This is a genomic window from Pseudomonas sp. (assembly GCF_049590575.1).
Taxonomy (GTDB): Bacteria; Pseudomonadota; Gammaproteobacteria; order Pseudomonadales; family Pseudomonadaceae; genus Aquipseudomonas.
In genome coordinates, this window is record NZ_JBAWDE010000059.1 from 1 (window position 1) to 9,771 (window position 9,771).

The 9,771-nt window shown below is 61.7% G+C and carries 9 protein-coding genes and 1 pseudogene; 6 read left to right on the forward strand and 4 right to left on the reverse strand.

Features of this window, described 5'->3' with window-relative positions:
* Positions 1 to 174: 174 nt before the first annotated feature.
* On the forward strand, positions 175 to 1,620 hold the full coding sequence (locus WBR57_RS04410) for a SulP family inorganic anion transporter (RefSeq protein WP_424082481.1): 1,446 nt from the start codon (positions 175 to 177) through the stop codon (positions 1,618 to 1,620).
* On the opposite strand, the gene WBR57_RS04415 is transcribed toward WBR57_RS04410, so the two are convergent.
* The gene (locus WBR57_RS04415) at positions 1,621 to 2,001 is read right to left on the reverse strand and encodes a lysozyme inhibitor LprI family protein (protein WP_424082483.1); all 381 of its coding nucleotides are present in this window, start codon (positions 1,999 to 2,001) and stop codon (positions 1,621 to 1,623) included.
* Between the two features lie 248 nt (positions 2,002 to 2,249).
* Here WBR57_RS04415 and WBR57_RS04420 point away from each other — a divergent pair, with 248 nt between their 5' ends.
* From WBR57_RS04420 to WBR57_RS04435, 4 genes are read left to right on the forward strand one after another with little or no spacing between them, the layout of a single operon-like run.
* Entirely contained in the window at positions 2,250 to 3,599 is a 1,350-nt protein-coding gene (locus tag WBR57_RS04420) for a gluconate:H+ symporter (protein WP_424082485.1), read from the forward strand.
* 26 nt (positions 3,600 to 3,625) lie between these two features.
* Positions 3,626 to 4,486 carry a MurR/RpiR family transcriptional regulator gene (locus WBR57_RS04425; protein ID WP_424082487.1) on the forward strand — a complete coding sequence of 287 codons (861 nt, stop codon included), beginning with the start codon at positions 3,626 to 3,628 and terminating at the stop codon, positions 4,484 to 4,486.
* A gap of 1 nt (position 4,487) precedes the next feature.
* Positions 4,488 to 5,951 (forward strand): N-acyl-D-amino-acid deacylase family protein, encoded by a 1,464-nt coding sequence (locus tag WBR57_RS04430; RefSeq protein ID WP_424082489.1) that lies wholly within the window; start codon positions 4,488 to 4,490, stop codon positions 5,949 to 5,951.
* 29 nt (positions 5,952 to 5,980) lie between these two features.
* Positions 5,981 to 6,349: a glyoxalase superfamily protein gene (locus WBR57_RS04435; RefSeq protein ID WP_424082491.1), complete on the forward strand. Its 369-nt coding sequence runs from the start codon at positions 5,981 to 5,983 to the stop codon at positions 6,347 to 6,349.
* Positions 6,350 to 6,427: 78 nt separating this feature from the next.
* Here WBR57_RS04435 and WBR57_RS04440 read toward each other — a convergent pair whose 3' ends face one another.
* Both WBR57_RS04440 and WBR57_RS04445 read right to left on the reverse strand, forming a co-directional pair.
* Entirely contained in the window at positions 6,428 to 7,291 is an 864-nt protein-coding gene (locus WBR57_RS04440) for a methyl-accepting chemotaxis protein (RefSeq protein WP_370636473.1), read from the reverse strand.
* Positions 7,292 to 7,330: 39 nt separating this feature from the next.
* Positions 7,331 to 8,347 (reverse strand): annotated as a pseudogene (locus WBR57_RS04445) (methyl-accepting chemotaxis protein); the annotation flags it as partial.
* Positions 8,348 to 8,600: 253 nt separating this feature from the next.
* Between WBR57_RS04445 and WBR57_RS04450 the strand changes: the two are divergent.
* Positions 8,601 to 9,218 (forward strand): FKBP-type peptidyl-prolyl cis-trans isomerase, encoded by a 618-nt coding sequence (locus WBR57_RS04450; protein WP_424082493.1) that lies wholly within the window; start codon positions 8,601 to 8,603, stop codon positions 9,216 to 9,218.
* Between the two features lie 145 nt (positions 9,219 to 9,363).
* Here WBR57_RS04450 and WBR57_RS04455 read toward each other — a convergent pair whose 3' ends face one another.
* On the reverse strand, positions 9,364 to 9,621 hold the full coding sequence (locus WBR57_RS04455) for a hypothetical protein (protein ID WP_003194088.1): 258 nt from the start codon (positions 9,619 to 9,621) through the stop codon (positions 9,364 to 9,366).
* Between the last annotated feature and the right edge of the window lie 150 nt (positions 9,622 to 9,771).

Here is a 9,771-nt window from a genome sequence, read left to right on the forward strand (position 1 = left end):
GCATTCGCGAGCAAGCCCGCTCCCACCTTTGAATGTATTCACACATCAAAATGTGGGAGCGGGCTTGCTCGCGAAAGGGGCAACTCGGTCTATCTGACCTGATACTTCACTAGCCCCACCCGCCGCAATTCCGTACCATCCCCAGCCTTATCCCCGCTATTCCCCGGTACTTCAATGAACCTCACCCGTCTGCGCGCCGACGCCCTGGCCGGCCTCACCACGTCTTTTGCACTGCTGCCCGAATGCATCGCCTTTGCCCTGGTGGCCCATCTCAACCCGCTGATGGGGCTCTACGGCGCTTTTATCATTTGCACCCTGACCGCGTTGTTCGGCGGCCGGCCCGGCATGGTGTCCGGTGCGGCCGGCTCGATGGCAGTGGTGATCGTCGCGCTGGTGGTGCAACACGGCGTGGAGTACCTGCTGGCGACGGTGCTGCTGGGCGGGCTGATCATGGTCGCGTTCGGCCTGCTGCGCCTGGGCAAGCTGGTGCGCATGGTGCCGCACTCGGTGATGCTGGGGTTCGTCAATGGCCTGGCGATCATCATTGCCCTGGCCCAGTTGGAGCATTTCAAAAGCGGTGAAACCTGGCTCAGCGGCACGCCGTTGTATGTGATGACAGGGCTGGTGGCGGTGACCATGGCCATCGTCTACCTGCTGCCGCGCATCACCCGCGCGGTGCCGCCGGCGTTGGTGGCGATCCTCGGCGTGGGCCTGGCGGTGTACCTGCTGGGCCTGCCCACCCGCACCCTCGGCGACATGGCCCACATCGCCGGCGGCCTGCCGACCTTCGCGCTGCCGCAGATCCCCTGGACCCTGGAGACCCTTGGCATCATCGCGCCCTACGCGTTCCTGATGGCCATGGTCGGCCTGCTGGAAACCCTGCTCACGCTGAACCTCACCGACGAAATCACCGAAACCCGTGGCTACCCCGACCGCGAAAGCGTGGCCCTGGGCGCGGCAAACATGGTTTCGGGCCTGTTCGGCGGCATGGGCGGTTGCGCGATGATCGGGCAAACCGTGATCAACCTCAGTTCCGGCGGGCGCGGGCGCTTCTCCGGGGTGTTTGCCGGGGTGATGATCCTGCTGTTCATTCTGTTTCTGTCGCCGTTGATCGAACGGATTCCGCTGGCGGCGCTGGTTGGCGTGATGTTTGTGGTGTCCCAGCAGACCTTTGCCTGGGCGTCGCTGCGGGTGATCAACAAAGTGCCGCTCAATGACGTGCTGGTGATTGTCGCGGTGACGGTGATCACCGTGTTCACCGACCTGGCCACCGCTGTGCTGTGCGGCATTGTGATTGCGGCGCTGAATTTTGCCTGGCAACAGGCGCGTGAACTGTATGCCGATGAGCATCTGGAGGCTGACGGCAGCAAGCTCTATCGCCTGCACGGCACGCTGTTTTTTGCCTCGACCACGCCGTTCCTGAACCAGTTCGACCCGGCCAATGACCCGGCCCAGGTGACGCTCGATTGCCGCCACCTGAGCTTTGTCGACTATTCAGCGATTGCCGCGTTGATGACCTTGCGCGAGCGCTACAGCAAGGCCGGCAAGCATCTGCGGGTGCTGCATCTGTCGGAGCGCTGCAAGAAGCTGCTCAAGCGCGCCAAGGTTCATCACGACTGATCACGGCCCGACCAGGTCTTCGAGTTCCTGGGCGCGGGTCCGGGTCATGTCCAGCACGCAGCCCGAGCCATTGACCTGGTCGATGGTGCCGCCGGTGGCACTGCCGGCGAAGGCGCAATTGGCGTCGCGGTATTTGATCCACAGGCGTTGCACGTCCTGCAGTTGCTGCTTGCGCGCGCCGTCCTGGGCGGCGAGGGCGGTTTTGTAGGCGCGGTTCAGGCGCTCGTCCTGGACCTTGGCTTGCTGAGTGTTGCAACTGACCATGTCGGCGGTGGTGTTGGCGCCGTCCATGCATTTTTTCAGCGCGGCGTTATCGGCGGCCGAGGCGGCGCCGCTTACGGCCAGAAGCAGGGCGCCAGCGGCGAGTGAGGTGCGAATCATGGTCGATTTTCCTGGGCATGAGTGGATGCGCATTCTATGACTCAACCGCCGCTGCCGAGTTTCCGGCAACCGCTGATCTTCATGTAAGAACACCCCGCGAATTTTCATCGACTGCCGTTGGGCATATCCCAACGCGACAGCGCTTATCCGTGGGCGAAAATTACTTTCATAACGTTTGAAAATCCACCTCGGGAATGATTTATGAGTTTCACAACCAATTCGACGTGACCCTTTCCGAGGAGTACCGCATGGCCGCATCACCGGGCTTTGGGCTGTTGGCGTACGCTGCCATCGCCATCATTGCATTGATCGTGCTGATCGCACGTTACCGACTCAACCCGTTTATCGTCATCACCCTGGTATCTATCGGCCTGGCGCTGATGGCCGGGATGCCGGCGGACACCATCATGGGTTCCTACGAGGCGGGTGTCGGTAAAACCCTGGGGCATATCGCCCTGGTCGTGGCGCTGGGCACCATGCTTGGCAAGATGATGGCCGAGTCCGGCGGTGCCGAGCAGGTGGCGCGTACGCTGATCAACCGGTTTGGCGAGCGCAATGCGCACTGGGCCATGGTGTGCATCGCGTTCCTGGTGGGGTTGCCGCTGTTTTTCGAGGTCGGTTTTGTGTTGCTGGTGCCGATCGCGTTCACCGTGGCGCGGCGCGTTGGGGTGTCGATCCTGATGGTCGGTTTGCCGATGGTCGCCGGGCTGTCGGTGGTGCATGCGCTGGTACCGCCGCACCCGGCGGCGATGATGGCGGTGCTGGCGTATAACGCGTCGGTCGGGCAGACCGTGCTGTACGCGATTCTGATCGGCATCCCCACGGCGATCATCGCCGGCCCGCTGTACGCCAAATTCATCGTGCCGCGCATTCACTTGCCGGCGGAAAACCCGCTGGAACGCCAGTTTATCGAGCGCGAGCCGCGTAGCCGTCTGCCGAGCTTTGCGCTGACCATGGGCACCATTCTGTTGCCGGTGGTGCTGATGATGATCGGCGGTTGGGCCAACGTGATTTCCACACCGGGCAGCGGTTTCAACCAGTTCCTGTTGTTTATCGGCAACTCGGTGATCGCGCTGCTGGTGGCGACCCTGGTGAGCTTCTATACCCTGGGCCTGGCCCAAGGCTTCAACCGCGAATCGATCCTCAAGTTCACCAATGAATGCCTGGCACCGACCGCGAGTATCACCTTGCTGGTAGGCGCCGGCGGCGGCTTGAACCGCATCTTGGTGGACGCCGGCGTGACCAATGAAATCCTCGGCCTGGCCCATGCGTTCCATTTGTCGCCACTGGTAATGGGCTGGCTGTTTGCTGCGCTGATGCGTATCGCCACTGGCTCGGCGACGGTGGCGATGACCACCGCATCCGGGGTGGTCGCGCCAGTGGCCATGGGCCTGGGTTATCCACATCCTGAGTTGCTGGTGCTGGCTACCGGCGCGGGCTCGGTAATCTTTTCCCACGTCAACGACGGCGGCTTCTGGCTGATCAAGGAATACTTCAATATGACAGTGATCCAGACCTTCAAGACCTGGACGGTGCTGGAAACCTTGATTTCAGTGGTCGCGTTCGCTCTTACCTACGGCCTTTCACTGGTGTTATGAGCCTTATTCTGTAACCCGGAGCCTCCATGGACATCCTCTACCAGATCCGCGCCCGCCAGGACGCTTTCAGCGCCGGTGAAGGGCGTATCGCCAAGCTGATGCTCGATGACGTGGGCTTTGCCGCGTCGGCCAGCCTGGAAGCCTTGTCCCAGCGGGCCGAGGTCAGCACCGCGACCTTGTCGCGTTTTGCGCGCAGCGTGGGTTGCCGGGATTTGCGTGATTTGCGCTTGCAGCTGGCGCAGGCGAGTGGCGTTGGCAGCCGCTTCCTGGACCCGACCGGGTTGCCGGAGCAGTCGGCCTTTCACCGGCAGATCCTCGGCGACATCGAAGCGACGTTGCGTCAGCACCTGTCAGGGTTTAACCAGGCGAGTTTTGCCGACGCAGTCAACCTGCTGGGCAAGGCGCGGATGATCCACGCGTTTGGCATGGGCGGCCCGTCGAGCCTGTGCAGCGACGAGTTGCAGGTGCGTTTGGTGCGGTTGGGTTATTCGATTGCCGCCAGCCATGACCCGGTGATGATGCGGGTCACGGCGGCGACGCTGGGGCCGGAGCACGCGCTGATTGTCTGCTCGCTCACCGGCCTTACGCCCGAGCTGCTGGACGTGGTCGCACTGGCCCGCAACTACGACGCGCGCATCATCGCCATCACCCTGGCCGACTCCCCCTTGGCCCGGTTGGCGGATGTAGTGCTGCCGCTGCAGCCGGCTGAAACCAGTTTTATCTACAAGCCCACGGCGGCGCGCTACGGCATGCTGCTGGCCATTGACCTGCTCGCTACCGAGCTGGCGCTGGCCATGCCGGACGACAATCAGGAACGCCTGCGCCGGATCAAGCTGGCCCTGGACGATTATCGCGGCGGCCCAGACAGCCTGCCGCTTGGAGATTGATATGAAGTACGACACGCTGATTCGCCAGGCGCTGATCATTGATGGCAGCAACACCCCGGGTTACGTCGCCGATGTGGGGCTGCGCGACGGGCGCATCGAGACGATCGGCGATTTGTCGACAGCGCTGGCCGAGCATGAAATCGAGGCCAATGGCCGCGTCTTGGCGCCGGGTTTCATTGATGTGCACACCCACGATGACACGGTGGTGATCCGCCATCCGCAGATGCTGCCCAAGCTCAGCCAGGGCGTGACCACGGTGATCGTCGGCAACTGTGGCATCAGCGCCTCTCCGGTGAGCCTGCTGGGCGAGCCGCCAGACCCGATGAACCTGCTGGGCACACGTGAGGCCTTCGTCTATCCGCGATTTGCCGACTACCGCGCCGCCGTAGAAGGCGCCCATCCTGCCGTTAATGTCGCCGCGCTGATCGGCCATACGGCGCTGCGCAGCAACCATATGGACGACTTGCACCGCACCGCCACGCCTGGCGAAATCGCGGCCATGCGTGTGCAATTGCAGGAGAGTCTCGCCGCCGGCGCCCTGGGTTTATCCACAGGCCTGGCTTACGCCAGCGCGTTCAATGCCGAGACCGATGAAGTACTGCAACTGAGTGAGGAACTCACGGCTTTTGGTGCGGTGTACACCACCCATTTGCGCAGCGAATTCGAACCGGTGCTGGAGGCGATGGACGAAGCTTTCCTGATTGGCCGGCATGCCCAGGCACCGGTGATTATTTCCCACCTCAAATGTGCCGGCGCCGGTAACTGGGGGCGTAGTCCGCAGCTGCTGGCGAAGCTGGAGCTTGCGGCGAAAACCCACCCGGTGGGGTGTGATTGTTATCCCTATGCCGCCAGCTCTTCGACCCTGGACCTCAAGCAAGTCACCGATGCGTTCCGGATCACCATCACCTGGTCGACGCCGCACCCCGAGGTCGGTGGCCGCGACTTGCAGGACATCGCCGCCGAGTGGGATGTTTCGCTGATGGACGCAGCACGTCGTCTGCAACCGGCGGGGGCGGTGTACTACGGGATGGATGAGGCTGATGTACGACGCATCCTGGCGCATCCGCTGTCGATGGTGGGCTCGGACGGGTTGCCCGAAGACCCGTTTCCGCATCCACGTTTGTGGGGCGCATTCCCACGGGTGCTGGGGCATTTCAGCCGGGATGTGGGGTTGTTCCCGTTGCATACGGCGGTACACAAGATGACCGGCTTGTCGGCGGCGCGTTTTGGCCTGGCCGAGCGCGGGGAAATCCGTGAAGGGCACTGGGCTGACCTGGTGCTGTTCGACCCGGTGCGCGTGCGCGATGTGGCGGACTTCAACGCGCCGCAACGTGCTGCCGAGGGCATTGATGGCGTGTGGGTCAATGGCGTGTTGAGCTACAGCGATGGGCAGGCCAACGGTCAGCGGCCGGGGCGATTCCTGGCTCGCAGCGGGGATTTGCGTCGCGGGTTTTCGTCTCTATAGTGGGCGCTCTTATAGACGGAGCGGTTGCCATGCACTTAGGAAAAGTCATTCCCATTTTGCGGATTTTCGACGAGGTCAAGGCGTTGGAATTCTACGTCGACTTCCTCGGGTTCAAGGTTGATTGGCAGCATCGCTTCGAGGCGAATTATCCGTTGTATCTGCAGGTGTCGTTGGGCGAGTGCGTGTTGCATCTGACTGAGCACCATGGCGATGCATCGCCGGGTTCGGCGGTGCGGATTCAGGCGCAAGGTGTGGACGCGTACCAGCAGCAACTGCAGGGCAAGGATTATCGTTATGCCAAGCCCGGGGTTGAGGAAACGCCGTGGGGCTCGAGGGAAATGAGCATCAAGGACCCGTTTGGTAATCGGCTGGTGTTTGTCGAGGAAGGCGAGGGCTGATCGATAAATCGCGGGCAATAAAAAACCGCCTGGGCAGGGCGGTTTTTTATTGCAGTTCCAGTGAGTGATTGTGGTTTTTTACACGCGGAAATGGCTGACCATCTGTTGCAACTGGCTGCCCAAACGCGCCAGTTCCACGCTCGACTTCGCCGTCTCGTCACTCGCGGTGGCGGTCTGCTCGGAGACGTCACGCACGTTCACAATGCTGCGGCTGATCTCTTCGGCCACGGCGCTTTGCTGTTCGGCGGCGGCGGCGATCTGCTGGTTCATCGACTGGATGTTCGACACCGTACGGGTGATGTTTTCCAGTGACACACCAGCCTTGCGCGTCAGCTCGACACTGCTGTCGGTAAGGCTGCGGCTGTTGTTCATCACGTTGGCGACTTGTTGGGTACCGTTCTGCAGGCCGGCGACCAGGCCTTCGATTTCCTCGGTGGATTTCTGCGTGCGTTGGGCCAGGCCACGCACTTCGTCGGCCACCACGGCAAAGCCACGGCCGGCTTCACCGGCACGCGCCGCTTCGATTGCGGCGTTGAGGGCCAGCAGGTTGGTCTGTTCGGCAACCGCCTTGATCACGTCCATCACGCTGCCGATTTTGTTGCTCTCTTGCTGCAGGTGCGTCATGGCATCGGTGGAACGCGCCACTTCGGCGGCCAGGCGCTCGATCTGGGCGATGGCTTCGGCCACCACTTTGTCGCCGGCGCGGGCTTGGCCATCGGCATCGGCGGCGGCCAGGGATGCCTGCTCGGCGTTGCGTGCCACTTCCTGCACGGTGGCGGTCATTTCATGCATCGCGGTGGCGACCTGGTCGGTCTCGATCTTCTGGCTGTTCACGCCGGCACTGGTCTGCTCGGTAACCGCCGACAGTTCTTCAGCGGCGCTGGCGATCTGGGTCACGCCGTCGCGAATACCACTGATCAGCTCACGCAGGGTGGTGCCCATGCGCTGGATGCCTTGTTGCAGTACGCCCAGTTCATCGCGACGGGTGACCTGGATGTTGTGGCTCAGGTCGCCGGAAGCGATGCGCTCCACCACGGCCAGGGTTTCCTGGATCGGGCGGGTGATCTGGCGGGTAATAACCCATGCGGCGATGATGCCGACCAGCAGCGCCAGCAAGGTGCTGACCAATTGCAGGCTGCGGGCCTGGGCGCTTTCGGCGTCACGGCGATCCAGCTGGATGTCGTAGAGCTTGTCGCTGATGGTCACGATATCCGTGCCCTGGGTGGTCATTTCAGCGCGGGCTGCGACGATATCGGCGTTGGCGGCCTTGTAGTTCTGCACGGCGGTGCGGTAGGCACCAAGGGCGGTTTCCAGCGCGGTCAGCGCGCTTTGTTCGTTCGCACTGAATACGCTGCTGAGGCCTTTCAAGCCACCGATAGCTTTTTCAATTTGTGCGGCGGCGCGGGCTTCGGTTTCCGGGCTGACGTTAGCGATGTAGCCACGCACTTCATAGCGGGCCAACATGAATGCTTCTTTGGCGCCGGTCACGGCCTGGAACTGGCTGAAACGCTCCGGGCTTTCGGGCATTTGCTGCACTTTGGTGTCCAGCGCTTCGATCTGTGCGTTGGCGATGTCAGCCTTGTCGCCCATGACCTGGCGAGAGGCGTTGCCGTTTCGGTAGGCCTCACGCATTTTGTTCAATGACTGCTGGTAGGCCGTGATCACGGCTTTCTGTTCGTTGAGCAGCTTGAGGTTTTCCGGGCTCTTGAAGCTGTCCAGGAGCTTCTGTTGCTGGGCAGCGAAGGCATCAAGATTGGTTTGTACGTTCTGTGCCACGGCCTCGTCGCCGTTGGCCAACATGTATTGCAGGCGCACGATACGCAGCTTGGTCAGCGACGCGTTGAGCTGGGTGATGTCGCTCATCCAGTTACTACGGTCGATCAGGCCGCCCAGGCTGGTCCAGCCGGTCAATGCCAGAATCGACGTGAGGACAAGCACCAGGCCGAAGCCCAGGCCCAGTTTGAGGTTGACGCTGATGTTACCGAACCAGCTATTCATCGAATGCTCCGCAAGAAAGATGGGGGTGTGCTGGACGGTTATTGATTTTGGAGCCAGCTGCTGTGTAGGGCTGTATCGGCGGCAAGGCGCGAATCTGAAATGCTATTTCGTCAGGTGCGACGAAGGGTCGCCATCGCAGTGGCTGGCCGGGGAGGGGGGCTGATCATGGGCGGGGCTTGTGTGCTAGTCTGCTGGCCCTTTTAGTTCTGGGCAGCCCGGTAAAACCCGTGTTGTCCTACAGCGGAGCCTCTTCATGTCCGAAGTTAATCTGTCCACCGACGAAACCCGCGTCAGCTACGGTATCGGCCGTCAGTTGGGCGACCAACTGCGTGACAACCCACCACCGGGTGTGAGCCTGGACGCTATCCTGGCCGGCCTGACCGACGCCTTCGCCGGCAAGCCAAGCCGTGTCGACCAAGAGCAAATGGCCGCCAGCTTCAAGGTTATCCGCGAAATCATGCAAGCCGAAGCGGCTGCCAAGGCTGAAGCGGCTGCGGGCGCTGGGCTGGCATTCCTGGCTGAAAACGCCAAGCGTGATGGCATCACCACTCTGGCTTCCGGCCTGCAATTTGAAGTGCTGACTGCCGGTACTGGCGCCAAACCTAGCCGTGAAGACCAAGTGCGTACGCACTACCACGGCACCCTGATCGACGGCACTGTGTTCGACAGCTCCTACGAGCGTGGCCAGCCTGCAGAATTCCCGGTTGGCGGCGTGATCGCCGGCTGGACCGAAGCCCTGCAACTGATGAATGCCGGCAGCAAATGGCGTCTGTACGTGCCGAGCGAACTGGCTTACGGCGCTCAAGGCGTTGGCAGCATTCCGCCGCACAGCGTTCTGGTGTTCGACGTCGAGCTGCTCGACGTTTTGTAAGACCTGTTGATTGCGCCCGGCTCTATGTGGGAGCTGGCTTGCCTGAGATGGCATCACCTCGGTAGCGGGTTTGACCGAGTCGTCTGTATCGCGGGCAAGCCCGGCTCCCACATGAGGCCGGTGCATTCAGTTGTTTCGGGGTTGTTCATGGATGGAACTTGCCATTGAGCTCCGTCGCCGGGCGCAACGCTCGGGCATAGCAGAACAGAAACAGGTTACGTACCACCTCCTTCAGCACTCCAGGCTCACTGGAACTCAGGCCATTGACGTCCAGGTCGCCCTGGTCCTGCAGCTCATTCAGCGCTTCTTCCTCAAGCACCGCGCACACTTCGCCGGTTTCCCGATGCAGGATCCGCAGGTAAGGGTGTGGGCGATCCAGCCAGGCATCTATCAAATAAGTCATGGTCGTTCTCCTTGATAAGTTTCAATGAGAATAATTCTTATTCGTAGAATAGCAAGTGCCTATTGGCGATTTGTTGGTTTTTCTGTGTGGATATTGCGGTCGATCAATCACCAGGGCTGCATCCATCCCGCGACGGGCGCGGGATGGATG

Coding starts and splice junctions, on each gene's coding strand:
- WBR57_RS04410 (WP_424082481.1), top strand. CDS start 175: ATGAACCTCACCCGTCTGCGCGCCGACGCCCTGGCCGGCCTCACCACG.
- WBR57_RS04415 (WP_424082483.1), bottom strand. CDS start 2,001: ATGATTCGCACCTCACTCGCCGCTGGCGCCCTGCTTCTGGCCGTAAGC.
- WBR57_RS04420 (WP_424082485.1), top strand. CDS start 2,250: ATGGCCGCATCACCGGGCTTTGGGCTGTTGGCGTACGCTGCCATCGCC.
- WBR57_RS04425 (WP_424082487.1), top strand. CDS start 3,626: ATGGACATCCTCTACCAGATCCGCGCCCGCCAGGACGCTTTCAGCGCC.
- WBR57_RS04430 (WP_424082489.1), top strand. CDS start 4,488: ATGAAGTACGACACGCTGATTCGCCAGGCGCTGATCATTGATGGCAGC.
- WBR57_RS04435 (WP_424082491.1), top strand. CDS start 5,981: ATGCACTTAGGAAAAGTCATTCCCATTTTGCGGATTTTCGACGAGGTC.
- WBR57_RS04440 (WP_370636473.1), bottom strand. CDS start 7,291: ATGGGCACCACCCTGCGTGAGCTGATCAGTGGTATTCGCGACGGCGTG.
- WBR57_RS04450 (WP_424082493.1), top strand. CDS start 8,601: ATGTCCGAAGTTAATCTGTCCACCGACGAAACCCGCGTCAGCTACGGT.
- WBR57_RS04455 (WP_003194088.1), bottom strand. CDS start 9,621: ATGACTTATTTGATAGATGCCTGGCTGGATCGCCCACACCCTTACCTG.